Genomic DNA, 25,004 nt, shown 5'->3' with positions numbered 1-25,004 from the left:
CGCTGGGACGAAAATGTTGGTAATTTTCGCCCCGGTGATCATCAGGAGTTCTAATAATGAAAAAAGTCATGCTCAAAACCACCCTTAGCCTCGCCGTTACCATGGCATCCACACAGATCTTCGCAGCTGGCTTTGCCATCAACGAACACAGTATCAGCGGGATGGGCACCGGTTACGCTGGACGATCTTCTTCTGCCGACGACGCAAGCACTGTTTATGGCAACCCTGCCGGCATGTCGCGCCTCAAGCGCGAACAAGTCACTGGCGGTGTTGCATTCCTTGATGCAAAAACCGATATCAGCGATGCCAGCTCCAGCCCTAACGGCGGCAGCAACAAAGGCGACATGGTGCCCTTCACCTCCGTACCTATGGGCTTCTACGTCAAACCGATCGATGATCATTGGGCATTCGGCCTCGGCGTCTACGTGCCGTTTGGCCTGATTACCGACTATGAAAAAGGCTTTGCCGGCCGTTACTTCGGTAGCAAGTCCGAAGTACAAGTGATCACCTTCCAGCCAACCGTCAGTTACGCCTTCAACGACAAGGTGTCGATCGGTTTTGGTCCAACCATCAACCGCATCGACGGTACGCTGGAATCCAACCTGTCGATCACTCAGGCCGCGCCGGATGGCAAGGTCAAGATCAAGGGTGACGACACCGCGCTGGGCTACAACATCGGTGTGCTGGTACAAGCCACTGACACCACGCGTCTGGGTCTGACTTACCACTCGAAAGTCGACTACAAGCTCGAAGGCAACACCAAGGTCAACTACGGTGTGCTCGGTGCGATCGGTCTGGGCGCCAACCAGAAGTACGATGCTTCGCTGAAGATCACCACGCCTGAATCCATCGACTTCTCGGTCACCCAGGCGATCAACGATCGCTGGAACGTGTATGCCGGTTCGACCTGGACCCGCTGGAGCCAGCTGGAAAAAATCACCGTCAAGAACTCTGGTGTGCAGCCTTTGCTCGCCGGTCAGTTCGGTGAGATCACCGAAGACCAGAACTGGCACGACTCCTGGGCGTACGCCGTGGGTACTTCGTATCAGTTGAACAAGGAATGGGTACTGCGTACCGGTCTGACCTTCGACCAGTCGCCGACCAACAACGTCGACCGTTCGCCACGCATCCCGACCGGCGACCGGACCATCTTCAGCATCGGTGCCGGCTGGAGCCCGACTGAAGACCTGACCATCGACGTTGCCTACTCGTACCTGAAGGAAGAGTCGGTGAAGATCCGCAACGAAAACGATCGTGGTCAGACCTACGACGCCAAGTATGAAAACTCGGCAAACGGTTTCGGTGTCGGCGCGACCTACCGCTTCTGATGCTGCACGGCGAGGCTAACCCTCGCCGACAAAAAAGCCCCGCTCTCTTTGCAGAAAGCGGGGCTTTTTATTGCCTTGAGTTTACTCACCACCACAACACACTTCCCAGGCTCGCTCCCACAAAAAACAGCGCTAAGGTTTCAGCGGTTTCGAGGCGATAGCCTTCTCGATCGCGGCGATAAACTCCGGATCATCCGGCTTGGTCAGACTGGAAAAATTGGCGATCACCTTGCCTTGGCGATCAACCACATATTTATAGAAATTCCATTTCGGCGCACTGCTCTGTGCTGCCAGCACTTGGAACAGATGCGTAGCGTCATCACCACGAACCTTTTGTGGCTCGGTCATATTGAACGTCACGCCATAGTTGGCGTAGCAGACCTTGGCAGTCTCGGCGCTGTCCTTGGACTCCTGTTTGAAGTCGTTGGAAGGCACCCCGAGCATTTGCAAACCTTGCCCTTCGTAGCGCTTATGCAGCGCCTCAAGACCTTCGAACTGCGGCGCAAAACCGCAGAAACTGGCAGTGTTGACCACCACCAGCGGCTTGTCGGCGTATTGCTGGCACAGATCAATGGATTCCTTGGCTCGCAACTTGGGTAGCGAGCCTTGCAGCAATTCGGGACAGTCGGCAGCCTGGGCCAGACCAGTCAACGCCATCAGCAACGCGGGAACAGCACACCAGCGCATCAGCATGTCGAGCATCCTTGAGCAGTCGTTCAGGATTCGACGTTACTCGTCATGCCCGCTTCTAGCAAATGCTCATGCCCAACTGCATCAAGGCCAGACCGCCCTGCTGCCAGCCCCACCACACCAGCGCCAGCACAGCGGCGCCGAGTGCCGTGATGGCCAATCGTCGCCAGAATCGGCTCATGCGGCGCTCGCTGCGGCTTGCAGGCGTGCGACCGGACGCTCACGCACCGGCCAGTTCAGCGCGGCTGCCAGCAGGCTCAGCAGAACCGCCACTTGCCAGATCAAGTCATAACTCCCGGTTCGGTCATACACCACCCCGCCCAGCCAGCCGCCAAGAAACGATCCCAACTGATGGAAGAGGAACACGATGCCACCGAGCATGGACAGGTTTCGCACCCCGAACAAAGTCGCCACCGTACCGTTGGTCAACGGCACCGTCGACAGCCACAGGAAACCCATGGCCATGCCAAACAGGTACGCCGACGTGGTCGTCACCGGCAGCCACAGGAACAACACGATCACCACTGCGCGCAGCAGATACAACGCGGTGAGCAAGCGCGGCTTGGACATGCGTCCGCCAAGCCAGCCGGCGGTGTAGGTGCCGAAGATATTGAACAGCCCGATTAACGCCAGCACGGTGGTGCCAACACTGGCCGGCAGATGCTGATCGACCAGATAGGCCGGCAAGTGCACACCAATGAACACGACCTGAAAACCGCAGACAAAAAAGCCGAACGCCAACAACCAGAAACCCGAATGCGAACAGGCTTCGCGCAGGGCCTCAGACAAGGTTTGTTCATGGCCGAGCACCGGCAACGGCTTGTCCTTGAGCATGCTCACCAGCGGCACGATCAGCGCCACCAGCAAGCCCAATACCAACAACGCCGCCGACCAGCCGAGCCAGCCAATCAAGCCGAGGGTACCCGGCAACATGGCGAACTGGCCGAAAGAACCGGCGGCGCTGGCGATACCCATGCCCATGCTGCGTTTTTCCGGCGGCACCGCGCGGCCGACGACGCCGAGGATCACCGAGAACGAGGTGCCGGACAGACCAATGCCGATCAGCAGGCCGGCGCTCAGTGATAGCGTTACCGCCGAATCAGACAGGCCCATGCACACCAGACCCACCGCGTAGAGCACCCCACCGACGAGCACCACTTTTGCCGCGCCGAAGCGGTCAGCCAATGCACCGGTAAACGGTTGCGCCAGACCCCAGATCAGGTTCTGCAGGGCGATCGCGAAAGCAAACACCTCACGTCCCCAGCCGAATTGCGCACTCATCGGTGACAGGAACAACCCGAAGCCGTGCCGCACGCCCAATGACAGCGCCAGGATCAGCGCACTCCCCAGCAACACCCAACCGCACGTACGCCACATCGATGTCATTGTTATTCTCCGCTTGCGGGTATATACCCGCTTGAGTTTGGAAAAAACCGGCCTCAGGCCAGTTCATCCAGCAATCTGAGCAAGGTTTCACGCTTCTCGGCGCCCAGTCGGTCAATCAACCGCTGCTGCGCTGCTTCCCAGGCCGGCAGTGCCGCTGCCAGGCGTTGCACGCCGGTCTCGGTGAGTTTGACGATACGGTTGCGCATGTCCTCGCCTTCGGCCAGCGCCACCAGCCCCTCGCCTTCCAATACCCGCAGATTGCGCCCGAGGGTGCTGCGATCCAGGCCCATCGCCTCGGCGAGTTCGGAAATGCTCGGTTGATCCAGACGCTGCAGATTGCACAGCAAAGAATACTGGGCAACGTTGATCCCGAAGCCGTCGAGAGCGCCGTCGTAATGCCTGCTGACGCCACGAGCGGCGCGACGCAGGTTGGTGCACAAACACTGAGAAGGAAGCATGATGCGTGTATATACCCGCGACTATGTTAAATCAAGTTACAGATGAGTTTACCCATAACATTTGTGCTGCCTGACAAACCGCCTTCGCGAGCAGGCTCACTCCTACATTTGCAATGCGATCCCCTGTGGGAGCGAGCCTGCTCGCGAAGAGGCCAGCACAGACAATCCAAAACTGTCAGATCAAAACCAATCCAACCAACACCACCATCTCCAGCAATTCCAGCAACGCCCCCGCCGTATCGCCCGTCGTCCCGCCCAACCGCCGCATCATCACCTGCCGCAACCAGACAAACACACCGACAGCGATCATCAGCGCAACGACGGCACTGAATCCGGCAATCAGCACGCAGACTAATGCGCTGAAACCCAGCACCCACCATCCTGCCTTGCGCGGCAGATGATCCGCCAACGCCTGCCCCAACCCGCCCGCACGCACATACGGCGTCGTCAGAAACAACCCCAACAGCGCCGCCCGCCCGAGCAGCGGCACAATGATCAACATCAGCCCATGCCCTTGCTCGATCAGCGCCAGCAGTGCAGCAAACTTGAGCAGCAACACCAGCACCAGCGTCACTACCGCAATCGGCCCGCTGCGCGGGTCTTTCATGATCGTCAACGTACGCTCGCGATCACCAAAACCACCGAGCCAGGCATCAGCGCTGTCGGCCAGACCATCCAGGTGAAGTGCGCCGCTGAGCACCACCCAAACCGTCAGCAGCAACGCCGCATGCAGCAGCAACGGCGCGCCGCTCAAGGCAAGATTCAGCACCCACAGGATCAGCCCGAACAACAGCCCCACCAGCGGATAAAACAGCAACGATCGCCCAAGCTGTTCCGGCTCGGGCATCCCCGACAGGCGAATCGGCAGGCTGCTGAGAAATTGCAGGGCGATCCACAGCGGCAACATGTCAGTGACCTTCCTTGAGTGAACCGTCAACCTCGACCGTCAGCGCAAACATTGCGCCATGCCCGACCTCGACATTGAGCAGTTGTTCGCGTGGCAACCCTCGCGCTTGCGCCAACAGCAGACGCATCACGCCGCCATGACTGATCAGCAAAATCCGCTCACCGGCGTACGCAGTGTGCAGGCGCGCAACCGCTGCCAACACCCGAGCCGCAAACGCGCTGACCGGCTCACCTTGCGGTGGCGTAAAGGAATACGGATCAGCCCAGAACAGCCCCAAGGCCTCGGCGTCCGTTTCCATCAACGCCGCTGCGCTCTGCCCTTCCCATGCGCCGAAATGCAGCTCCTGCAGATTCTTGTCCAGCTGCACCGGAAGACTCAGCTGTTCGCCCAGTTCGGCGGCGAAGCGCGCACAACGCTGCAACGGCGAACTGACAATCCGCTGCCACGGCCCGCCTTCGACTACCGCCGCACGCATCTGCGCCCAACCCTGTTCGGTCAGCGCATCGTCGAGGCTGCCGCGCAAACCACCGCCGAGTTCAGTTTCACCATGACGCAACAGATCCAGTTGCAGCGTCATGCCGGACGATCCGCCACCGCCGCTTCGGCGAACGTCGCCATCTGCCCGTGCAGATCGCAGGCAAGACGCAACAGCGGCACCGCCAACGCGGCGCCACTGCCCTCACCCAGACGCAAACCGAGTTCCAGCAACGGCTCAGCTTTCAGCGTTTCCAGCACATGGCGATGGCCCGGCTCGGCGCCCCGGTGACCGAACAACAACCACTCGCGGCAGTCCGGATTCAAGCGCACCGCAACCAGCGCAGCGACCGTGCAGATAAAGCCGTCGACCAATACTGCAACGCCTTCTTGAGCCGCCGCCAGATACGCGCCGACCAGCGCCGCAATTTCAAAACCACCAAGATTGAACAGGGTCTGCAAGGCATCGCCAGGTTGCGCGACGTGCAACGCCAATGCGCGCTCGATCACTTGCGCTTTATGGCTGACACCTTCGGCATTCAGCCCGGTGCCGGGACCGGTCAGATGTGCCACCGGGCAATCGAGCAAGGCACAGGCCAAGGCGCTGGCGGCGGTGGTGTTGCCGATGCCCATTTCGCCACCGATGAACAACTGTGCGCCTGCGGCTTTCGCCCGCATCAGACTGTCGCGACCGGCCTGCAACGCCAGCTCGCCTTGAGCCTGAGTCATCGCCGCGCCCCGCACGAAGTTGGCCGTGCCCGGGCCGATATTCAAGTGGCGCACACCCGCCAGGTTCAGCGCTGGATTCACCGTGCCCAGATCAACCACTTCCAGCTGCGCACCGAGCTGCCGCGCCAACACACTGATCGCCGCACCGCCGCTGACAAAGTTGAGCAGCATCTGCCCGGTGACTTCCTGAGGGAACGCCGAAACACCTTCAGCGACTACGCCGTGATCACCGGCAAAAATCGCGATCCACACTTGCGAGAGCGTCGGTTTGACCTGGCCTTGCAGACCGGCCAGTTGCACCGCGACCGATTCCAGACGCCCCAGCGAACCTGCCGGTTTGGTCAATTGCTGTTGCCGCGCCGTCGCTTGTTCAACGACGTTCAGATCGACCGGTTTGCACGGGTTCAGCCACCAGGTTTGAGTCATAACGCAGGTCCTTTCAGAGTCAGGGGCAGGCCGGCGACGGTCAGGACAACACGCTGACAGCGCTCAGCCAGAGCTTGATGCAGCCAACCGGCTTCATCGACGTAGCGGCGAGTCAATTCGCCCAGCGGCACGACACCCATTCCGGTCTCGTTGCTGACAAAAATGATTTCCCCCGGCAGCAAGGCCAGGCAGTCGAGCAGGGCTTCGCGCTCAGCGGCGAGACGTTCGGCGTCATCGAGCATCAGCAGATTGGTCAGCCACAGGGTCAGGCAATCGACCAACAGGCAATGCTCGGCACTGGCGGATTCGCGCAGGACGCGGGCCAATTCGAGCGGCTCTTCGATCAGCGCCCATTCGATGGGACGGCGCGCGCGGTGGTGGGCGACGCGGTCGCTCATCTCGCCATCGAGGGGCTGGCTGGTGGCGATATAGGTCACCGCCAGGCCGCTATCGCTGGCGAGTTTTTCGGCCAGACGACTTTTGCCGGAGCGGGCGCCGCCGAGGATCAGTTGGAGCATGGTTTTATCCACAGAATTATGGGTTGAGGCAACTGGCCCCTTCGCGAGCAAGCTCGCTCCCAAAGGGTTATGAGTTGTACTCAAAATGTATGGTTAACCGCATTCACTGTGGGAGCGAGTTTGCTCGCGAAGAGGCCAGCACAAGCACCTTAAATCCCACAGAGCTGACGCAACAAGCCGGTATCCAGATGCTTCTCCACCAGATCCGCCAAGCGCTCGATATCACGCTCGCGCAAGCCGTGATAATCCACCTGCTGCACATCGCTCAACCCGGCCCAGCGCAGCAACGCTGCACTCGCCGTCGGCGATTCAAACAAGCCATGTAGATACGTGCCAAACACCTGCCCGTCAGCGCTCTGCGCACCGTCGCAACGGCCGTCTTCAAGATGCACCGCTGCGTTCTCCAGCGCCGCTCCCGTGGTCACGCCCGCATGAATTTCATAGCCACTGACTTCGGCATTTTCCAGCGCCAGCCGCCCACGCACATTGCGCAACTGCTTCTCGGCTTCAAGCGTGGTGTCGAACGCCAGCAAACCCAAACCGGCACTCGTACCCGGCGCACCTTCGAGGCCGAGCGGATCATGCACCTGCTCACCGAGCATCTGCAGACCACCGCAAATCCCCAGCACTTTGCCGCCGTAACGCAGATGCCGATTGATCGCGGTATCCCAGCCATTGGCACGCAAATAGGCCAGATCGCTGCGCACGCTTTTCGAGCCCGGCAGGATGATCAGATCGGCAGCAGGGATCGCCTGCCCCGGGCCGACGAATTGCAGATCAACCTGCGGATGCAAGCGCAACGGATCGAAGTCAGTGTGATTGCTGATGCGCGGCAGCACCGGCACCACCACTTTCAGCACTTGTTCGGCCTTGTCGGTCTGGCGCTGATCGATGCCGTCCTCGGCCTCCAGATGCAGATCCATCACGTAGGGCAACACGCCGACCACCGGTTTGCCGGTGCGCTGTTCCAGCCAGTCAAGGCCCGGTTGCAGCAAGGCGATGTCGCCGCGAAAACGGTTGATGATGAAACCTTTGACCCGTGCCTGTTCGCTCGGCGACAGCAGTTCGAGGGTGCCAACCAGATGAGCAAAAACCCCGCCGCGATTGATGTCGGCAATCAGCAACACCGGGCAATCCACCGCTTCGGCAAAACCCATGTTGGCGATATCACCAGCACGCAGATTGATCTCGGCCGGTGAGCCCGCGCCTTCGACCATCACCAGCGGATACGCGGCACTGAGTCGTTCATGCGAGGCCAGCACGGCTTGCATCGCGATGGCTTTGTAGTCGTGGTAGGCAACCGCGTTCATCGTGGTGACGGCACGACCATGGATGATCACTTGCGCGCCAGTGTCGCTGTTCGGCTTGAGCAGCACCGGGTTCATGTCGGTGTGCGGTTCGAGATGAGCGGCTTGCGCCTGCACCGCTTGCGCGCGGCCAATCTCACCGCCATCAGCGGTCACGGCACTGTTGAGCGCCATGTTCTGCGGCTTGAACGGTACGACCGCCACGCCCTGACGAGTTGCCCAGCGGCACAACGCCGTCACCAGTGTGCTTTTGCCGGCGTCGGAAGTGGTGCCTTGCACCATCAGGGTGGTCATGGGTGGTCCTTGGTGAAGGCTATCAAAGCCTGTTCGAGGCGAGTCTCTTCAGTCGCATCGGCGGGCAGACCAAAACGCAGACTGCTGTTGTGGGTGAAAATGCGCAGGAGGATGCCGCGACGGGCCATGAATGCGTGCAGCGTTTCGGCATGCTCGGTGATCAGCCACTGGAACAGCGCGCAACCGCCCTGGGGCTTGAAGCCGTAGCGCTCAAGCAGCGTTGCCAATCGTTCGCTGGCCTCATCGCTGCGAATGCGTTGGCGGGTGTGACCTTCGGTGTCTTGCAGGCACGCCTGGCCAAGCACTCGGGTTGGCCCGCTCACGGCCCAAGGCCCGACCTGTTCGGCGAGCAGTTTGAGCAACTTGCGTTCGGCCAGGACAAAGCCCAGACGCACCCCGGCCAGACCGAAAAACTTGCCGAACGAGCGCAACACAATCAGCCCGACTTGATGGGCATGCGGGGCCAGGCTCAACTGCGGCGTGTTGTCCATGAAGGCTTCATCGACCACCAGCCAGCCACCGCGCCGGGCGAGCCGCGCGTGCCAGTCGAGCAATCGTGCCGGGGTCAGGCTCAAGCCGGTCGGATTGTTAGGGTTGACCACCACCAGCACGTCGAGGCTGTCGAGAAAGAATTCGACTTCCTGCTCCAGCACTTCGCGCACGATGTAACCACTGCGCCGCCACGCTTCGGCGTGTTCGGCATAACACGGCGACAACACGCCGACCTTGCCGGCCCGGCGCAAACGCGGCAGCAACTGGATGGCCATCTGCGAACCGGCCACCGGCAGCACTTGCGCGGCACCGTAGTAATCGCACGCGGCTTGCTCCAGACCGTCATCGGTTTCCGGCAAGCGCGCCCAGGCGCGCAGCGGGATTTCCGGGATCGGAAATGGCCAAGGCGCGAGGCCGCTGGACAGGTCGAGCCAGTCCGCCTCGGCAATGCCGTAATCGTGTGCAGCCTTGCGCAGCCGGCCACCGTGCTCAAGCATAGAATTCAGCTCCCACGCAGAGAATCAGCAGCCATAACCATACCCCGCGCTGGACCAATTGCCAGCCACGGTCGATGGAATCGGCATCCGCTGGAGCGCCTTCGCCGAGTTGCGGACGGTCGTGAAGTTCGCCGTGATAGATCGCCGGGCCGCCCAGCTCCACGCCCAAGGCACCGGCCCCGGCAGCCATTACCGGGCCAGCGTTGGGGCTGTCCCACTTCGGCGCCTGCGCGCGCCAGCACTTCAGCGCGAGTCGGGTTTTACCCAGCAGCGCGTAGGTTAATGCCACCAGACGCGCAGGAATGTAGTTCAACACGTCGTCGATTTTTGCCGCTGCCCAACCGAAACGCTCAAAGCGTTCGTTGCGATAGCCCCACATCGCATCGAGCGTGTTGCTCAAGCGATAGAGGACCACGCCCGGCGCACCCGCCACGACAAACCAGAACAGCGCGGCAAACACCGCATCGCTGCCGTTTTCCAGCACCGACTCGGTGGCGGCGCGGGCGACGGCGGTGCTGTCGAGTTCATCGGTCTGGCGGCTGACCAGATAGCCGACACGCTTGCGCGCCTCGTCCAGATCATCCGCGCGCAACGCGGCGGCGACCGGCGCGACATGTTCACCGAGGCTGCGCATGCCGAGGGCGCAATACAGCGCGAGAATCTCGACGACCCAGCCCACGTATGGCGCCCAGGAAAACGCCGTGGCGAGCAAGGTCAGCGGCAGCACCGCGATCACCCACGCAGTGACCCCATGGCTGCGCCAACCCCGGCCACCAGCGTTGAAGCGTTGCTCGATGCGCCCGGCGAAATTGCCGAACGCCACCAGCGGATGCCAGCGTTTCGGTTCACCCAACAGCGCATCCAGCGCCACTGCGGCGACACTCAACAACGCCACACTCATTGACTCACTCCCCAATAATTTTCGTACAGCAACTCATTGAGCGGCCGCGCCTGCGCCCACCCTTCGAGTACCAGCATCGGCGCCGGATAGAATTCCTTGACCGGCCCCAGGCATAAAACCGCCAGTGGCTTGGCACCCTCGGGCAGCTTCAGCAGATCCGCCAACGCTTGCGGCTCGAACAGCGAGACCCAGCCCATGCCCAGGCCTTCGGCGCGCGAGGCCAGCCACAGATTCTGGATCGCGCAGGACAGCGAGGCCATGTCCATTTCCGGCAATGTACGGCGACCGAAAATGTGCTTTTCGCGATTATCCATCAACGCGGCGACCAGCACTTCGGCGCAATCATTGATGCCTTCGACCTTGAGCTTCATGAACTCGTCACTGCGCTCGCCGAGGGCTTCGGCTGTGCGGATGCGTTCTTCTTCCACCAGATTCTGGATCTGCCCGCGCAGGCTGCGGTCGCTGATGCGGATGAAACGCCAGGGCTGCATCAGGCCGACGCTTGGGGCCTGGTGGGCGGCTTCCAGTAGTCGGCGCAACAGCTCCGGTTCGACGCTGCCGCCGGTGAAGTGGCGCATGTCGCGGCGTTCGGCAATGACACGGTAAACCGATTGGCGCTCGGCTTCGGAGAATGTGTTGTCGGTCATGGCCTCTTCGCGAGCAAGCTCGCTCCCACAGGGGATTGCATTGCTTCAGTCACCACCGTTTCAACTGTGGGAGCGGCCTCACGGTCTGGTGCAAACAATGCGGCAATCGCACTCGGATTCGACGGGAAATAGAAGTGCACATAAGACGCCGTCATCCGCCCTTCCCGATAAACCGCCTCGGCGCCACGCCCACCATTCGGGCTCAAACCCCGCGCAATCGGCGCCAGTTCGGTAGTCGTCAACGAATGATGATATGTGTGCCCGCGCAACGAACCTTCCGGCAGATCCACCGCTTGCAACGCCAACGCCGCCAGACGCTTCTGCATCACCGCATCGCCCTTAAGCAGCCCGACCAATTCAGCGCGGGTGCCTTCAACGTCAGTCAACGAATCGAGCAGGTACAGCATCCCACCACACTCGGCGAGCAACGGCTTACCCGCCGCGTGATGCGCGCGAATCGCCTCACACATCGCGGTGTTCTGCGACAACGCAACGTGGTGCAGTTCCGGATACCCACCGGGCAAATACAGGCTGTCCGCTTCAGGCAATTGCGAGTCGCGGATCGGCGAGAAGAAACTCAACTCGGCGCCCATCGCCCGCAACAGATCGAGACTCGCGCCGTAGGTGAAAGCAAACGCTTCATCACGGGCGACGGCAATTCGCATATTCTTCAGCAACGGCTCGACAGCGATCACGTCCGGTGCGGCAAACTCCACCGCCGGTGGCAGCGCTACCTCACAACTGCTGGCCAATGCATCGGCGGCGGCGTCGAGACGCACATCGAGGTCATTCAATTCACTGGCCTGGACCAGACCGAGATGGCGGCTCGGCAATTCGATGCCAGTTTCTCGGGACAACGCGCCGTACCAGCGCAGACCTTCGGTGAGGCTGCCTTCGAGCAATTGCGCATGGCGCAAGGTGCCAACGCGGTTGGCCAACACACCGGCAAACGGCAGATCTGGCTGATACTTGGCCAAGCCGAGCGCCAGCGCACCAAAGGTCTGCGCCATCGCCGTCCCATCAATCACCCCGAGCACCGGCACGCCGAAGTGCCGCGCCAGATCGGCGCTGGACGGCGTGCCGTCGAACAGGCCCATCACGCCTTCAATCAGAATCAGATCCGCCTCGGCGGCGGCTTCCCACAACAGACGACGACTTTCCTGCTCGCCGACCATCCACATGTCCAGTTGATACACCGGCGCACCGCTGGCGCGCTCGAGAATCATCGGATCGAGAAAGTCCGGCCCGCATTTGAACACGCGCACCTTGCGCCCCTGATTGCGATGCAAACGGGCGAGCGCGGCGGTGACGGTGGTCTTGCCCTGACCGGAGGCCGGCGCGGCGATGAGTACCGCCGGGCAGTGACGTGGTTGATTCAAAGTTCGACGCCTTTCTGCGCTTTGATGCCGGCCTGGAAGGCATGTTTGAGCATGCCCATTTCGGTGACCGTGTCGCCCATCTCAATCATTTCCGGCTTGGCCGCGCGACCGGTGACGATCACATGCTGCATCGGCGGACGCGCCTGCAGATCGCTGAGCACCTGATCGAGATCGAGGTAGCCGTGCTTGAGGGCGATGTTCAATTCGTCGAGCACCACCAGACCGATCGACGGATCACGCAGCAATTCGCGGGAGACCGCCCACGCGGCTTCGGCGGCGGCGATGTCACGCTGACGATCCTGGGTTTCCCAAGTGAAACCTTCGCCCATCACGTGGAAGCGCACTTGCTCGGGGAAGCGTCGGAAGAACAACTCCTCACCGGTGCTGTTACGGCCCTTGATGAACTGCACCACGCCGCACTGCATGCCGTGGCCCATGGCACGGGCGAGCATGCCGAACGCCGAGCTGCTTTTGCCTTTGCCGTTGCCGGTCAGCACCAGCACCAGGCCACACTCGTCAGGCGAGTTGGCGATGCGTTCGTCGATCACGGCTTTTTTGCGCTGCATACGCGCCAGATGGCGTTCGTCGCGCTCGGGGGAATCAGTCATGGGGGAGCTCTCCGTTGAGGCTGGATAACGGCGGGCAGGCACAAGAATAGACGGCAAAAAGCCTGGCATCGCCCACCGTGATGCCGCTGGATGGATCAGGCCGGTCTCCGGGCTCATGAGCGGCGCATGCCTGACTGCGCGCCTTCCCGCTTCTTTCGAGGCAGTGGCTCAAGGCGCAGTTTTCACTCATTTACCGTTGCGGGGGCAGCGCCGGGATCGTGGTGGTTCTTCGTGCGAAGACAACCCTCACCGGCTTCCCTGTTTCACTCTGTCGACGCAGGTCACAGAGCACCTGAAACAAGCCGCGAAGGTTAGAGGGTTGGGGGTGGAGCGTCAATTAAAGAGGCGGCCATCGAGCGAATAACTGCCGCCGATCACTTATCTGCCGCCAATCTTGTGCCACACTGATACAAATGATATCAAAGAGCCATGCTTTTCTCGAAAAGCCCACTACAACAATAAAGGATGATGACGATGCAAGGCATGATCATCAGCAACCCGCGCCTGGAATTCCTGCGCCCGGTGCTTGAACGCTGGTTTGACTGTATCGACCGCTACAACGCCGTGCGCGGCGACAGCGACACCCCTTACTGGCATGACGAGAAAGCCAATCTCGGATTGCTCTCGGCGGCGGCCTGGATGGCTGAGCTGGTCACTTTGAACGACACTGCCACGCGCAAGCAGAACGAAGAAGGCGAGCGCAATGCCCGCGCCGATCTGTTTCTCGCCGGTGCCGAAGACCGCGCCTTTATCCAGGCCACTCAGCGCTGGCCAAAGGTTACCAACCTGAATCTGACTCAAGCCCTGCTGGACATCACCAACGACGCCAAACGCATCAGCTACGCCAGCGACCTCAAGCTCGGCTGCCTGTTTGTCGCGCCACAAAAAACCCAGCACAGCGCCAGCCCCGAAGAACTGCAGGACATGGTCGACGACCTGCAAAAGGAACACACCTGCGCGGTCGCCTGGTATTTCCCCTACGCCTACCGCAAATTGCGCAGCGAAGCCGGCAACTATCACCCGGGCATCGCCGTGCTGTTCAAGGAAGCCCGCGGCTAAACAGTGGAACCATCGGGCTTGCGCCCTCCTCTATGATTAGGAATGCATTCATAGGGAAGATCAGCAATGCGCAAGCCCCAGCTCGTTTTTGTCATCGCCTTCGCCGGAGGGCTCGCCGCCTGCGGTGAATCCTCCAGCCTGCAAGTCACCGACGGCACCGGCCCGTCACCCAAGCTGCCCGAACCGAACAAGACCCTGATCCCGACGGTGAACATCGCCCCGGCAATCGGCTGGCCCGAGGGCGGCAAACCGACTGCGGCGGCTGGCACCCAGGTCGCGGCATTTGCCGAAGGCCTCGATCATCCGCGCTGGCTCTATGTGCTGCCCAACGGCGATGTGCTCGTGGCGGAAACCAATGCCCCGCCAAAGCCCGATGACAGCAGTGGCATTCGTGGCTGGGTGATGAAGAAGGTCATGGGCAAGGCCGGCGCTGGCGTGCCGAGCCCGAACCGCATCACCTTGCTGCGTGACGCCGATCATGATGGCGTCGCCGAGACCCGTACAGTGTTTCTGCAGAACCTCAACTCGCCGTTCGGCATGACCCTGGTCGGCAACGATCTGTACGTCGCCGATACCGATCGCCTGCTGCGCTTCAACTACGAACCCGGCGCGACCGAGATCAAATCGCAGCCAATCAAGGTAGTCGATCTGCCGGGCGGGACACTGAATCACCACTGGACCAAAAACGTCATTGCCAGCAAGGACGGCAGCAAGCTGTACGTCACCGTAGGTTCGAACAGCAACGTCGGCGAAAACGGCCTGGACAAGGAAGAAGGTCGCGCGGCGATCTGGGAAGTTGATCGGGCGACCGGCAATCACCGCATTTTTGCCTCAGGCATCCGCAACCCCAATGGCCTGGCGTGGGAGCCCACCAGCGGCGCACTGTGGACAGCGGTGAATGAGCGCGACGAGATCGGCAGTGATCTGGTGCCGGACTACATCACTTCCGTGAAAGACGGTGGGTTTTATGGCTGGCCTTTCAGTTATTACGGTCAGCATGTCGATGTGCGTGTTACGCCGCAGAACCCAGACCTGGTGGCCAAAGCCATCGCCCCGGATTACGCGGTCGGGCCGCACACCGCCTCACTGGGCCTGAGCTTCGCCGAGGGCAACACGCTGCCGGCGCAGTTCAAGGAAGGCGCGTTTATTGGTCAGCACGGCTCATGGAATCGCAAACCGCACAGTGGCTACAAAGTGATTTTCGTGCCGTTTACCGGCGGCAAGCCGAGCGGCAAACCGGTGGATGTGCTGACCGGGTTCCTCGACAAGGACGAGAATGCTTTGGGTCGGCCGGTAGGCGTGGTGATCGATCAGCAAGGTGGTTTGCTGGTGGCGGATGATGTTGGCAATAAGGTGTGGCGAGTGTCCTCTGCCAAATAACTTGCCGCCTGACACATAACAAACGTGGGAGCGTGCTTGCTCGCGAAAGCGTCGGGTCAGTCAATATTGAATTGAATGACACACCGCCTTCGCGAGCAAGCTCGCTCCCACATGGGTTTTGCGTTGTCTTTACTACGGGTTATGCGCCAGATGCTCCGGCTGCAACACCCGCTTGGCACTCAGATAAGCTTTCTGCCAGTACGCCTTCGACAGGCTGTCCAGCTTAACCGTGCCGCCCGTGGCCGGCGCATGCACGAAGCGCCCTTCCCCGACGTAAATCCCCGCATGACTGACCTGCGAGCCGCCATTGGTGGCGAAGAAGATCAGGTCGCCGGTCTGCAAGCCTTCCTTGCCGACATTCGGCGCCTGCATAACGATCAGCTCACGCGTCGAACGCGGCAAAGAGATGCCCGCCGCATCACGGTAGACAAAACCGATCAGCCCGCTGCAATCAAACCCCGAATCCGGCGTGTTGCCGCCCCAGCGATACGGCGTACCCACCAGGCCGAGCGCGCGAAACAACACGTCTTCAGCAGCCGGCGAGAAAGCTTGCGAAGGACCGAATACGACCGGAGCGCGAACCACCGGCGCAGGTGGCGGCGTACGACTGGCGCAGGCGCTGAGCAGCGCTGCGAAGAACATCAACGTGAGGCGGGCCGACATCGTCATAAGCAGAACATCCTGATCTGGCTGCGGCTTTTTCTGCCGATGGACAGAAAACAAAACCGCCTGCGTGAGCACGCAGGCGGTTTGCCATCAATATAGATACAGGATTCTAGCGGCTACGCGGCAAACTTCAAGTAAGACTTTAACTTCACCTTGTAAAGTCTACGTCTACTCCGTTACCGGAAGCCTGATTGTCGCCGCGAACGCAGCGACAACAGGGGATTACTTGCGAGCAGTGACTACAGTCGGAGCGTTGGCCAGAGCGCGTTTCGCTTCGATGAAGGTCTTGCTCCAGTAGCTGTCACCCAGGCTGTCGATGCGAACACCGCCGCTGCGACGACTGCTGGAGTGGATGAACTGGTTGTCACCGAGGTAGATCCCGGCGTGACTGACACGACCGCGACGACCGTTGGTGGCGAAGAACAGCAGATCGCCCGGCTCAAGGTTGCTGCGCGAGACCAGCGGCGCATCGACGTTGATCATTTCGCGGGTCGAGCGCGGCAGGTTCATGCCAGCTTCTTCGCGGAACAGATAGCCGATGAAACCGCTGCAATCGAAACCGGCTTCAGAGGTACCACCGAAACGGTAACGGGTACCGATCAGGGACATGCCGCGTTCAAGGATGCTGTCGGCCAGAACAGGAAGCTGATAAGGCTTCTTGCCATTGAATTCGTTGAGCTCTTTTTCGGTGTCCAGCTCTTCCTGGTAAATAACGGAAGACTGAGCCGTGGCAGAACTTTTAACCTGTTGAGGCTGCTCTTGAACTGGAGAATGAGCAGCGCAACCGTACAACAGGGTGACGAGTGCGAGAGGCACGAGGGGTGCGAAGCGCTTTAGCATGGGCACGACCGTGGCTGATAGTTGTAAAGAAGCCGAGACTATGCCCGCTATCAGCCTCATTTGCAAATTCAATCGATCTTTTTGTGACTTCCCGGTTTCTCGTTTACATCTAAGCGCTTAAGCCCATTTGAACCGATACGCGGCCTGCGCACCTCGCAGGAAAGCGGATTTTCTGGCGCCTGAAATATGCCGAAACACGCTGAAAGCCGCGCCGTTACCAGCCTAGCGTTTCTTTCAGGAAGGGAATGGTCAGCTTGCGTTGAGCCTGCAACGAGGCCTGATCGAGCTGTTCAAGCAAGTCAAACAGCGCACTCATGCTGCGAGTGCCGCGAGTCAAAATAAAATGCCCGACTTCGTCAGTCAGGTGCAGACCGCGACGCGACGCGCGCAATTGCAAGGCGCGCAATTTGTCTTCATCGGAGAGCGGACGCATCTGAAAAATCAGCGCCAGGGTCAGGCGGGATTTCAAGTCAGCCAGTTTGACCGGCAATTCACGCGGAGAGGTGGAGGCGGCAATCAGCAAGCGCCGACCGCTGTCACGCAGACGATTGAACAGATGAAACATCGCCTCTTCCCAGTCAGCCTTGCCGGCAATCACCTGCAAGTCGTCCAGGCAAACCAACTCGTACTGTTCAAGGTTGTCGAGGATTTCAACGCCGCGGTCCATCAACTCGGCCAACGGCAAATACACAGCCGGCTCACCCATCTGCTCGAAGCGCAAGCATGCGGCCTGCAACAGATGCGTCCGCCCTACGCCGTGTTTGCCCCACAGGTAGATCAGGCTTTCTGTCCAGCCGGCGTCGGCTTCGCATAGACGCTCGACATAGCCGAGTGCAGCGGCATTGGCGCCTGGGTAGTAGTTGATGAAGGTGGCGTCGTCACGCAGACGCACACCTAGGGGCAGCTGAATCGGTTTCATGCTGACTGAACAGTTCTCAAGGAACCGTTAGTGGCCTCTGTGTAAAGTTTGCGAAGTTTATACCCGTGAAGCTGAGCGCACAATGCGACAGAGTCCAAGCAAAATCAAAGGTTTGCGTTAACACGCTGGTTTTATGACAGATTCTTTGGCGCCAGCGCCTGCAGGACACGGGCCAACCCGGCTAATCGCCGGGCCGCCCTGCACCGTTACAACTCCGGCTCGTCCACACCGCTATAGATCTCGGAATCCTTGTACAAGTCGTGCACATGGCGCACCAGCACCATGATCACCGCCGCCACCGGCAAGGCCAACAGCACACCGGTGAAACCGAACAGCTCGCCGCCAGCCAGAATCGCGAAGATCACCGCCACCGGGTGCAGACCAATACGATCACCCACCAGCAACGGGGTCAACACCATACCCTCAAGCGCCTGACCAACCATGAACACCGCGACGATCCCGACCATCGGGTACAGATCACCACCGAACTGGAACAACCCGGCAATCAGCGCTGCACCAATGCCGATCACGAAGCCCATGTACGGCACGATCGCCGCCAGCCCCGCGATCAGGCCGATCAACAGCCCCAGTTCCAGACCGACAATCATCAGGCCTGCCGCATAAATCACACCCAGCGCCAGCATCACCAGCAACTGACCACGAACGAACGCGCCCAGCACCTCATGACATTCGCCAGCCAGCGCGACTACACGCTCTTCACGATCACGCGGCAGCAGGCTGCGGATCTTGGCCATCATCACGTCCCAGTCGCGCAGCAAGTAGAAACTCACCACCGGGATCAGCACCAGATTGGCCAGCCAGCCGATCAGCGCCAGACTGGAGGCCGTTGCCTGACTCAGCACCACGCCGACAATGTCGGTGGTCTGACCCATGTGCTCGCTGATCGCGGCCTTGACCTTATCGAACTTCCAGAAACCGTCCGACAACCCCAGCTTCGACTGCGCCCACGGCACAGCTGTGTGCTGCAACCAGTCGAGCATCTGCGGTGCCAGTTCGTACAGACGCAGCAACTGCTTGGCGAGCATCGGTACCAGCACCAGCATCAATGCGGTGACGATCAGCGTGAACAACGCAAACACCGCGATCACGCCCCAGGTTCGCGACAGCCCGAGTTTTTCCAGTCGATCCACCAACGGATCGAACAGATAAGCCAGCAGCAGCGCCACCAGAAACGGCGTGAGGATCGGGTGCAGCAACCACACAAACGCGCAAAGCAGGACTACCCCACCGAGCCAGAACCAACGCCGCGTATCGGCCATGTACCACTCCTGTTGCTTCTATATAAGGAAAGACTTACCAGCGAAACCGCAACGACGGTGCTGCCGGGGTCGGGGCTGGCGCCGCGACAGGTGTTGCGCCACCAGCCACTGGCTGTGGCGCTGCCACCGGAACCGGGGCTTCGGCGGGCAACTCCTGCAACTTGGCCAGCGACAACTGCGCGCGCATTTGATCGGCGCTGCCATTGACCCGATAAACGATGCGATCACCATCAACACTTTGCAGACGCACGCCAAACGGCTCGAGTAACCGCAACAGCGCCGCGTAATGTTCAAGATTCATGCCTTGGACTTCCAGGGTCTGCTGACCCGAAGCGCCGGGCTTGGCCACAAATCGTGGCGCCAGACGTTCAGCCACCGCCAGCATCACCGCATCAGCGACAGCGGCCTGATCGGCCCCCTGCACACTGCCCGCCTCTTTCTGGTCGCCCAGCCACAAGTGCCACTTGGCCTGCCATTGCCCGCCTTCTTCGCGGGCATGCACCGCCAGCAAGGCGTCAGCGTTGTAGCGCTCGGAGGCGCCGCGCAACGGTGCCGGATCGGTGCCTTCCAGCGCTGGCGCCGTGGCAACCAGTTGCTCGCTCAAGTCCGCCAACGGCAAACGCAATGGCAAGCCGCGATGCTGAGCGGCGGTACGCAACGGCGCGGCAGCGGCCTGACCATCACCGACCAGACTCGAACCTTCAGCCGAATCATTCAGCCACCAGCTCAGAATCGACGGCCGACTGGCGCCCCACAACGACAGGCCGGCCCGACGCAGCGCCTGCTCGGTGGTCGCCGGATCGAAATCGACCTTAAGCACCTCCGGCGGCCCGGCATCGAAACCGAACTGACTGATAATTTGCTGCGGATCCTTGCGAATCGCCGCCAGCCCCGGGTTTTGCGCAGCTTTCGGATCGCCCGTCAAACGCAGCACCAACGTGTCGAGCGCCGCCTGCGTGGCGCGATCACGTTCTTCCGGCGCCTGGCCGTTGACCGGCTCACGCACTTGATAAAGGCCTTTGAGATTTTCGGCGTGACTCGCCAGGCTGAGCAGAGACAAACAACCCACAAACAACAATTTACAAAAACGCATGGAAAATTCCCGTCGACAGGAGCGGCTGGAACAGGCCGCGTGAACCGGTTAAGCAAGGCTGTGACAATCTGCCATCGCAAAACATTCACACGGTAGCGGTAAGTTTTTGCACAGTGATAACGATAGACGGTTAATCGCCACACCTTATACAGGCGTTCATACGGCTCAATTGCAAAAAATTTCCGCTGATATGGCCCTGCCCGTCGGTGCGAGGATGGCCGCTGCCCCTCAAGCCTGATAAAATCGCGCGCCTTCGCAGACCGGCAACAGCCGGGCACCTCGAAACTCGCGTGAGGCCATCGCCCCGTCGATTTCGAAGTTCCCGCTGAACTCGGTCGTTACCCCTGAATCCCCTCCCCTAAAGGCCTGGATCATGAGCAAGCAACCCTCCCTGAGCTACAAGGACGCCGGTGTAGACATCGACGCCGGTGAAGCATTGGTCGAACGCATCAAGAGCGTCGCCAAGCGCACTGCGCGCCCGGAAGTCATGGGCGGCCTGGGCGGTTTCGGCGCCCTCTGCGAAATCCCGGCCGGCTACAAGCAGCCAGTACTGGTTTCCGGCACCGACGGCGTCGGCACCAAGCTGCGTCTGGCGCTGAACCTGAACAAGCACGACAGCATCGGTATCGACCTGGTTGCCATGTGCGTCAACGACCTCGTCGTTTGCGGCGCTGAGCCACTGTTCTTCCTCGACTACTACGCCACCGGCAAATTGAATGTCGACACCGCTGCCCAGGTGGTAACCGGCATCGGCGCTGGCTGCGAACTGTCGGGTTGCTCGCTGGTTGGCGGCGAAACCGCTGAAATGCCAGGCATGTACGAAGGCGAAGACTACGACCTGGCCGGCTTCTGCGTCGGCGTCGTGGAAAAATCGGAAATCATCGACGGCTCGAAAGTCGCCACTGGTGATGCGCTGATCGCTCTGCCATCGTCCGGCCCGCACTCCAACGGCTACTCGCTGATCCGCAAGATCATCGAAGTCTCCGGTGCCGACATCGAAAACATCCAGCTCGACGGCAAACCGCTGACCGATCTGCTGATGGCCCCGACCCGCATCTACGTGAAGCCGCTGCTCAAGCTGATCAAAGACACCGGCGCCGTCAAAGCCATGGCCCACATCACCGGTGGCGGCCTGCTCGACAACATCCCGCGCGTACTGCCAAAAGGCGCTCAGGCGGTGGTTGACGTGGCTAGCTGGACTCGCCCTGCCGTGTTCGACTGGCTGCAGGAAAAAGGCAACGTTGACGAAACCGAGATGCACCGCGTACTGAACTGCGGCGTTGGCATGGTCATCTGCGTGGCTCAAGAGCACGTTGAAGTAGCCCTGAAAACCCTGCGTGACGCCGGCGAACAGCCTTGGGTCATCGGTCAGATCGCTGCTGCTGCCGAAGGCGCTGCCCAGGTTGATCTGCAGAACCTTAAGGCTCATTAATGTCCGCAACCTGTGATGTCGTGGTGCTGTTGTCCGGCACCGGCAGTAACTTGCAGGCTCTGATCGACAGCACGCGGACCGGCGACAGCCCGGTCCGCATCGCTGCAGTGATTTCCAATCGCGCCGATGCCTACGGCCTGCAACGCGCCAGTGCTGCGGGTATCGCCACCCGCGCGCTGGATCACAAGGCATTCGAAGGTCGCGAGGCCTTCGATGCTGCCCTGATCGAACTGATCGACGAATTCAAACCGAAACTTGTGGTGCTGGCCGGCTTCATGCGCATTCTCAGCGCTGATTTCGTTCGCCACTATCAGGGTCGCCTGCTCAACATCCACCCGTCGCTGCTGCCCAAATACAAAGGGTTACACACTCATCAGCGCGCGCTGGAGGCCGGTGACACTGAGCACGGCTGCTCCGTGCACTTCGTCACCGAGGAACTCGATGGCGGACCACTGGTCGTACAGGCAGTATTACCGGTAGAGTTGCACGACACGCCGCAGAGTCTGGCGCAGCGAGTCCACGTTCAGGAACACCTGATTTATCCGATGGCAGTGCGCTGGTTTGCAGAAGGCAGACTGGCACTCGGTGAACACGGTGCTTTACTGGACGGGCAGTTACTCGCGGCCAGCGGCCACTTGATTCGAAACTAGGAGATTTTATGCGTCGCGCCCTGCTCTTCGCTTGCGCTCTGCTCGCCCTGCCCTTCGCGCAGGCAGCGGACCTTCAACCGTTCTCCGCCAGCTACACCGCCGACTGGAAGCAGTTGCCCATGAGCGGCACCGCCGAGCGCAGTCTGGTCAAGGAAGCCAACGGCGTCTGGAAGCTCAGCTTCAAGGCTTCGATGATGATCGCCAGCCTGACTGAAGAAAGCACTCTGACCCTGGACAAGGACACCCTGCTGCCGCAGTCCTACCACTTTGAACGTGGCGGTCTGGGAAAAGCGAAAAAGGCTGATCTGGATTTCGACTGGAACAGCAAAATGGTCACCGGTACCGACCGTGGCGACGCGGTGAAGATTCCACTGAATCGCGGCATGGTCGACAAGTCCACTTACCAGTTGGCACTGCAACATGACGTAGCTGCCGGCAAGAAGACCATGAGCTATCAAGTGGTCGATGACGGTGAAGTCGATACCTATGACTTCCGCGTGCTGGGCTCGGAGAAAGTCGAGACCAAGGCTGGCAAGATCGATGCGATCAAGGTCGAGCGTGTGCGCGACCCGACACAAAGCAAGCGCACCACGGTCCTCTGGTTCGCCAAGGATTGGGATTACCTGCTGGTTCGCCTGCAACAGGTTGAAACCGACGGCAAGGAGTACAACATCATGCTCCAGGACGGCACCGTCAACGGCAAAGCCGTTAAAGGCAGCTGATCTGCCGTTACAGCAAAGAGCCTCGCGAAATGCGGGGCTTTTTTTTGCCTGCGTTCAACCCGATTTTTTGTATCACCTTCGCCCCTCACCCCAGCCCTCTCCCGGGGGAGAGGGAGCCGACCGAGATGTCTGGCGCCATACATCGACCTGAAAGACCGAGTCGATTATGGACTCACCAAAGCAAGATCAGGTCGGTGCAACTCGCCAATCTCCCACGGTCAGTCCCCTCTCCCCCTGGGAGAGGGCTAGGGTGAGGGGCTTTTGAAGGCAAACCTCAAACCGAAAACTTCGCCACCATGCTGTTCAAATCCACCGCCAACCGCGACAGCTCCTGACTCGCAGCGCTCGTTTGATTGGCCCCAGCCGATGTCTGCATCGCCAGATCACGAATATTCATCAGATTACGATCCACCTCCCGCGCCACCGCTGCCTGCTCCTCCGAGGCACTGGCGATCACCAGATTGCGCTCGTTGATCAGCGTGAATGCCGAGGCGATCTCTTCAAGTGCAGTCCCGGCAGCCTTGGCCAGCTCCAACGTCGAACGCGCACGTACATTGCTTTGCTGCATTGAACTGACCGCCGAATCGGTACCCTGCTGAATCCCGCCAATCATCTGCTCAATCTCTTGCGTCGACTGCTGGGTGCGATGCGCCAAGGCCCGCACCTCGTCCGCCACCACAGCAAACCCACGCCCGGCATCACCGGCCCGCGCCGCCTCGATCGCAGCGTTCAGCGCCAGCAAATTGGTCTGCTCGGCAATCGAACGGATCACGTCCAGCACTTTGCTGATGCTATAGACCTTCTGCGCCAGATCTTCTACTTGGCTGGCATTGGCCGTCACATCATCGGCAAGCGATTCGATGGACAACACCGTTTGATGCACCTGTTCACGACCATGCTGGGCAATACGATCGGATTCCCGCGACGCTTCTGACGTTGCCACGGCATTGCTGGCAACCTCCTCCACTGCAGCAGTCATCTGATTGACCGCCGTGGCCGCCTGTTCAATTTCCAGGCTCTGCTGGTGCAAACCGCGCGTAGCGTCTTCCGTGACGCAACTCAGCTCCTCTGACGCCGAGGCCAATTGGCTGGAGGACTCCGAGATCTGCCGAATCGTCTCGCGCAAGTTGTGCTGCATGCTCTTGAGCGCCTGCAACAGCCGCGCCGGCTCGTCCTTGCCGCTGATGTTGATGTCGCCGGTCAGATCGCCACCCGCCACCACCTCGGCCACGACCAACGACTGCGCCAGCGGCAACACGATGCTGCGGGTCAGCAACAGGGCCAGGCCGATGGTGATCAGCGCGGTCACGCCAATCATCACCCCGACCCACACCCGCGAATTCATAAACACCAACCGCGCAGCTTCAGTGGCGAGATTGGCATTGTGTTTATTCAGCTCAACCAGTTCGCGCAAAAGCACTGCGATTTCGTCGGCCAAAGGACTCATCTGACCGTTGAGAATGGTCGCGGCCTCCTCGACCCGATTCTGCGCCGACAACTGCATGACCTGTGCCTGAAACTCCAGATACTGGTGCTCGGCAACCTTGAAGCGGTCGAACAGTTTGCGCTCCTCGGGCAACACGATCAGCACGTCATAACGCTGCTGCGCCTCACTGAGCACACCGCGCAATTCATTGAGTTTGGCAACGTTCTGTTCGAGCGCCTGCGGATCACGATTGAGCAACAGACGCATGGTCAACGCTCGCAGGCGCAGCATGTCCTGACTCATCTCGCCGACCGCCATCACGCTCGGCAACCAATTGTTATCGACCTCGTCGGACTGCGCGCGCATGTTCGACATTTGCAGCAAAGCGAACGCGCCAAGAGCAAACACCATCAGCGCCAACAAGCCAAAACCGAGGCCGGCGCGCGGGGCAATATTGAGACTACGGATACTCATTGCTCTGGTTCCTTCCAAAAGC

General features: G+C 60.4%; 26 protein-coding genes and 1 riboswitch. Of the genes, 6 read left to right on the top strand and 20 right to left on the bottom strand.

The window, feature by feature from the left end:
* Window positions 1-56: 56 nt before the first annotated feature.
* On the top strand, window positions 57-1,328 hold the full coding sequence (locus AB4O11_RS16965) for an OmpP1/FadL family transporter (RefSeq protein WP_034156220.1): 1,272 nt from the start codon (window positions 57-59) through the stop codon (window positions 1,326-1,328).
* A 132-nt stretch (window positions 1,329-1,460) separates the two neighbouring features.
* Here the strand turns inward: AB4O11_RS16965 and AB4O11_RS16960 are convergent, their stop codons facing one another.
* The 14 genes from AB4O11_RS16960 to cobO all read right to left on the bottom strand — a co-directional run bounded on the left by AB4O11_RS16960 (window position 1,461) and on the right by cobO (window position 13,041).
* Complete coding sequence (locus AB4O11_RS16960; protein WP_414926784.1) at window positions 1,461-2,021, bottom strand: glutathione peroxidase; 561 nt, start codon at window positions 2,019-2,021, stop codon at window positions 1,461-1,463.
* Window positions 2,022-2,076: 55 nt separating this feature from the next.
* A complete protein-coding gene (locus AB4O11_RS16955; RefSeq protein ID WP_256573964.1) occupies window positions 2,077-2,199 on the bottom strand; it encodes a hypothetical protein in 123 nt (40 codons plus the stop codon).
* On the bottom strand, window positions 2,196-3,404 hold the full coding sequence (locus tag AB4O11_RS16950) for an MFS transporter (RefSeq protein ID WP_093440060.1): 1,209 nt from the start codon (window positions 3,402-3,404) through the stop codon (window positions 2,196-2,198). Before AB4O11_RS16950 ends, AB4O11_RS16955 begins: the two co-directional genes overlap by 4 nt.
* A 53-nt stretch (window positions 3,405-3,457) precedes the next feature.
* On the bottom strand, window positions 3,458-3,862 hold the full coding sequence (locus AB4O11_RS16945; RefSeq protein ID WP_007919794.1) for a MarR family winged helix-turn-helix transcriptional regulator: 405 nt from the start codon (window positions 3,860-3,862) through the stop codon (window positions 3,458-3,460).
* A gap of 175 nt (window positions 3,863-4,037) precedes the next feature.
* On the bottom strand, window positions 4,038-4,769 hold the full coding sequence (locus AB4O11_RS16940) for an adenosylcobinamide-GDP ribazoletransferase (RefSeq protein ID WP_460127568.1): 732 nt from the start codon (window positions 4,767-4,769) through the stop codon (window positions 4,038-4,040).
* Window position 4,770: 1 nt separating this feature from the next.
* Complete coding sequence (gene cobC, locus AB4O11_RS16935) at window positions 4,771-5,346, bottom strand: alpha-ribazole phosphatase family protein (RefSeq protein ID WP_460090224.1); 576 nt, start codon at window positions 5,344-5,346, stop codon at window positions 4,771-4,773.
* Window positions 5,343-6,398, bottom strand: coding sequence for a nicotinate-nucleotide--dimethylbenzimidazole phosphoribosyltransferase (gene cobT, locus AB4O11_RS16930; RefSeq protein ID WP_460127566.1), 1,056 nt, complete (start codon window positions 6,396-6,398; stop codon window positions 5,343-5,345). Before cobT ends, cobC begins: the two co-directional genes overlap by 4 nt.
* Window positions 6,395-6,916 carry a bifunctional adenosylcobinamide kinase/adenosylcobinamide-phosphate guanylyltransferase gene (gene cobU / locus AB4O11_RS16925; protein ID WP_460090222.1) on the bottom strand — a complete coding sequence of 174 codons (522 nt, stop codon included), beginning with the start codon at window positions 6,914-6,916 and terminating at the stop codon, window positions 6,395-6,397. Before cobU ends, cobT begins: the two co-directional genes overlap by 4 nt.
* 149 nt (window positions 6,917-7,065) lie before the next feature.
* On the bottom strand, window positions 7,066-8,517 hold the full coding sequence (locus tag AB4O11_RS16920; RefSeq protein ID WP_460127563.1) for a cobyric acid synthase: 1,452 nt from the start codon (window positions 8,515-8,517) through the stop codon (window positions 7,066-7,068).
* A complete protein-coding gene (gene cobD / locus AB4O11_RS16915; RefSeq protein WP_194934467.1) occupies window positions 8,514-9,506 on the bottom strand; it encodes a threonine-phosphate decarboxylase CobD in 993 nt (330 codons plus the stop codon). Before cobD ends, AB4O11_RS16920 begins: the two co-directional genes overlap by 4 nt.
* Complete coding sequence (gene cbiB, locus AB4O11_RS16910) at window positions 9,499-10,407, bottom strand: adenosylcobinamide-phosphate synthase CbiB (RefSeq protein WP_093440029.1); 909 nt, start codon at window positions 10,405-10,407, stop codon at window positions 9,499-9,501. Before cbiB ends, cobD begins: the two co-directional genes overlap by 8 nt.
* A complete protein-coding gene (gene bluB, locus AB4O11_RS16905) occupies window positions 10,404-11,054 on the bottom strand; it encodes a 5,6-dimethylbenzimidazole synthase (RefSeq protein WP_460127561.1) in 651 nt (216 codons plus the stop codon). The genes cbiB and bluB overlap by 4 nt, the downstream gene beginning before the upstream one ends.
* Window positions 11,051-12,433: a cobyrinate a,c-diamide synthase gene (locus AB4O11_RS16900; protein WP_460127559.1), complete on the bottom strand. Its 1,383-nt coding sequence runs from the start codon at window positions 12,431-12,433 to the stop codon at window positions 11,051-11,053. Before AB4O11_RS16900 ends, bluB begins: the two co-directional genes overlap by 4 nt.
* On the bottom strand, window positions 12,430-13,041 hold the full coding sequence (gene cobO, locus AB4O11_RS16895) for a cob(I)yrinic acid a,c-diamide adenosyltransferase (RefSeq protein WP_003223053.1): 612 nt from the start codon (window positions 13,039-13,041) through the stop codon (window positions 12,430-12,432). Before cobO ends, AB4O11_RS16900 begins: the two co-directional genes overlap by 4 nt.
* A gap of 81 nt (window positions 13,042-13,122) precedes the next feature.
* Window positions 13,123-13,352: riboswitch (cobalamin riboswitch) on the bottom strand.
* A 163-nt stretch (window positions 13,353-13,515) separates the two neighbouring features.
* Between cobO and AB4O11_RS16890 the strand changes: the two genes are divergently transcribed.
* Entirely contained in the window at window positions 13,516-14,100 is a 585-nt protein-coding gene (locus AB4O11_RS16890) for a hypothetical protein (RefSeq protein ID WP_460127556.1), read from the top strand.
* Between the two features lie 66 nt (window positions 14,101-14,166).
* Complete coding sequence (locus AB4O11_RS16885) at window positions 14,167-15,480, top strand: PQQ-dependent sugar dehydrogenase (RefSeq protein ID WP_320337241.1); 1,314 nt, start codon at window positions 14,167-14,169, stop codon at window positions 15,478-15,480.
* Window positions 15,481-15,612: 132 nt separating this feature from the next.
* Here the strand turns inward: AB4O11_RS16885 and AB4O11_RS16880 are convergent, their stop codons facing one another.
* From AB4O11_RS16880 to AB4O11_RS16860, 5 genes are all read right to left on the bottom strand, one after another.
* A complete protein-coding gene (locus tag AB4O11_RS16880; protein ID WP_320337240.1) occupies window positions 15,613-16,149 on the bottom strand; it encodes a C40 family peptidase in 537 nt (178 codons plus the stop codon).
* Between the two features lie 219 nt (window positions 16,150-16,368).
* Window positions 16,369-16,986 (bottom strand): C40 family peptidase, encoded by a 618-nt coding sequence (locus AB4O11_RS16875; protein ID WP_460127553.1) that lies wholly within the window; start codon window positions 16,984-16,986, stop codon window positions 16,369-16,371.
* A 214-nt stretch (window positions 16,987-17,200) separates the two neighbouring features.
* A complete protein-coding gene (gene hda, locus AB4O11_RS16870) occupies window positions 17,201-17,905 on the bottom strand; it encodes a DnaA regulatory inactivator Hda (RefSeq protein ID WP_007919828.1) in 705 nt (234 codons plus the stop codon).
* Window positions 17,906-18,111: 206 nt separating this feature from the next.
* Window positions 18,112-19,185 carry an AI-2E family transporter gene (locus AB4O11_RS16865; protein ID WP_093440003.1) on the bottom strand — a complete coding sequence of 358 codons (1,074 nt, stop codon included), beginning with the start codon at window positions 19,183-19,185 and terminating at the stop codon, window positions 18,112-18,114.
* Between the two features lie 34 nt (window positions 19,186-19,219).
* Window positions 19,220-20,278 (bottom strand): DUF2066 domain-containing protein, encoded by a 1,059-nt coding sequence (locus AB4O11_RS16860; RefSeq protein WP_116256514.1) that lies wholly within the window; start codon window positions 20,276-20,278, stop codon window positions 19,220-19,222.
* Between the two features lie 373 nt (window positions 20,279-20,651).
* Between AB4O11_RS16860 and purM the strand changes: the two genes are divergently transcribed.
* From purM to AB4O11_RS16845, 3 genes are read left to right on the top strand one after another with little or no spacing between them, the layout of a single operon-like run.
* Window positions 20,652-21,710, top strand: a complete 1,059-nt coding sequence (gene purM, locus AB4O11_RS16855; protein WP_099758397.1) for a phosphoribosylformylglycinamidine cyclo-ligase — start codon at window positions 20,652-20,654, stop codon at window positions 21,708-21,710.
* Window positions 21,710-22,360: a phosphoribosylglycinamide formyltransferase gene (purN, locus tag AB4O11_RS16850; RefSeq protein WP_093439988.1), complete on the top strand. Its 651-nt coding sequence runs from the start codon at window positions 21,710-21,712 to the stop codon at window positions 22,358-22,360. The genes purM and purN overlap by 1 nt, the downstream gene beginning before the upstream one ends.
* An 8-nt stretch (window positions 22,361-22,368) precedes the next feature.
* Window positions 22,369-23,082, top strand: coding sequence for a DUF3108 domain-containing protein (locus AB4O11_RS16845; protein WP_093439984.1), 714 nt, complete (start codon window positions 22,369-22,371; stop codon window positions 23,080-23,082).
* Window positions 23,083-23,356: 274 nt separating this feature from the next.
* Here AB4O11_RS16845 and AB4O11_RS16840 read toward each other — a convergent pair whose 3' ends face one another.
* Window positions 23,357-24,982, bottom strand: coding sequence for a methyl-accepting chemotaxis protein (locus AB4O11_RS16840; RefSeq protein WP_460127550.1), 1,626 nt, complete (start codon window positions 24,980-24,982; stop codon window positions 23,357-23,359).
* Window positions 24,983-25,004: the final 22 nt, after the last annotated feature.

It is taken from the genome of Pseudomonas sp. H1_D05 (assembly GCF_054682705.1).
The sequence above is the reverse complement of the archived record's forward strand: the minus strand, read 5'-3'. Positions and strand labels throughout refer to the sequence as shown.

Excerpts from the sequence above, each read along its gene's own strand:
- AB4O11_RS16845 (WP_093439984.1), top strand. The coding sequence starts at position 22,369 with ATGCGTCGCGCCCTGCTCTTCGCTTGCGCTCTGCTCGCCCTGCCCTTC.
- cobC (WP_460090224.1), bottom strand. The coding sequence starts at position 5,346 with ATGACGCTGCAACTGGATCTGTTGCGTCATGGTGAAACTGAACTCGGC.
- AB4O11_RS16880 (WP_320337240.1), bottom strand. The coding sequence starts at position 16,149 with ATGACGATGTCGGCCCGCCTCACGTTGATGTTCTTCGCAGCGCTGCTC.
- AB4O11_RS16875 (WP_460127553.1), bottom strand. The coding sequence starts at position 16,986 with ATGCTAAAGCGCTTCGCACCCCTCGTGCCTCTCGCACTCGTCACCCTG.
- hda (WP_007919828.1), bottom strand. The coding sequence starts at position 17,905 with ATGAAACCGATTCAGCTGCCCCTAGGTGTGCGTCTGCGTGACGACGCC.
- cobD (WP_194934467.1), bottom strand. The coding sequence starts at position 9,506 with ATGCTTGAGCACGGTGGCCGGCTGCGCAAGGCTGCACACGATTACGGC.
- AB4O11_RS16865 (WP_093440003.1), bottom strand. The coding sequence starts at position 19,185 with ATGGCCGATACGCGGCGTTGGTTCTGGCTCGGTGGGGTAGTCCTGCTT.
- AB4O11_RS16860 (WP_116256514.1), bottom strand. The coding sequence starts at position 20,278 with ATGCGTTTTTGTAAATTGTTGTTTGTGGGTTGTTTGTCTCTGCTCAGC.
- AB4O11_RS16885 (WP_320337241.1), top strand. The coding sequence starts at position 14,167 with ATGCGCAAGCCCCAGCTCGTTTTTGTCATCGCCTTCGCCGGAGGGCTC.
- purM (WP_099758397.1), top strand. The coding sequence starts at position 20,652 with ATGAGCAAGCAACCCTCCCTGAGCTACAAGGACGCCGGTGTAGACATC.
- AB4O11_RS16955 (WP_256573964.1), bottom strand. The coding sequence starts at position 2,199 with ATGAGCCGATTCTGGCGACGATTGGCCATCACGGCACTCGGCGCCGCT.
- AB4O11_RS16940 (WP_460127568.1), bottom strand. The coding sequence starts at position 4,769 with ATGTTGCCGCTGTGGATCGCCCTGCAATTTCTCAGCAGCCTGCCGATT.
- bluB (WP_460127561.1), bottom strand. The coding sequence starts at position 11,054 with ATGACCGACAACACATTCTCCGAAGCCGAGCGCCAATCGGTTTACCGT.
- cobT (WP_460127566.1), bottom strand. The coding sequence starts at position 6,398 with ATGACTCAAACCTGGTGGCTGAACCCGTGCAAACCGGTCGATCTGAAC.
- purN (WP_093439988.1), top strand. The coding sequence starts at position 21,710 with ATGTCCGCAACCTGTGATGTCGTGGTGCTGTTGTCCGGCACCGGCAGT.
- AB4O11_RS16965 (WP_034156220.1), top strand. The coding sequence starts at position 57 with ATGAAAAAAGTCATGCTCAAAACCACCCTTAGCCTCGCCGTTACCATG.
- AB4O11_RS16840 (WP_460127550.1), bottom strand. The coding sequence starts at position 24,982 with ATGAGTATCCGTAGTCTCAATATTGCCCCGCGCGCCGGCCTCGGTTTT.
- AB4O11_RS16890 (WP_460127556.1), top strand. The coding sequence starts at position 13,516 with ATGCAAGGCATGATCATCAGCAACCCGCGCCTGGAATTCCTGCGCCCG.
- AB4O11_RS16950 (WP_093440060.1), bottom strand. The coding sequence starts at position 3,404 with ATGACATCGATGTGGCGTACGTGCGGTTGGGTGTTGCTGGGGAGTGCG.
- cbiB (WP_093440029.1), bottom strand. The coding sequence starts at position 10,407 with ATGAGTGTGGCGTTGTTGAGTGTCGCCGCAGTGGCGCTGGATGCGCTG.
- cobU (WP_460090222.1), bottom strand. The coding sequence starts at position 6,916 with ATGCTCCAACTGATCCTCGGCGGCGCCCGCTCCGGCAAAAGTCGTCTG.
- AB4O11_RS16945 (WP_007919794.1), bottom strand. The coding sequence starts at position 3,862 with ATGCTTCCTTCTCAGTGTTTGTGCACCAACCTGCGTCGCGCCGCTCGT.
- AB4O11_RS16960 (WP_414926784.1), bottom strand. The coding sequence starts at position 2,021 with ATGCTGATGCGCTGGTGTGCTGTTCCCGCGTTGCTGATGGCGTTGACT.
- AB4O11_RS16920 (WP_460127563.1), bottom strand. The coding sequence starts at position 8,517 with ATGACCACCCTGATGGTGCAAGGCACCACTTCCGACGCCGGCAAAAGC.
- cobO (WP_003223053.1), bottom strand. The coding sequence starts at position 13,041 with ATGACTGATTCCCCCGAGCGCGACGAACGCCATCTGGCGCGTATGCAG.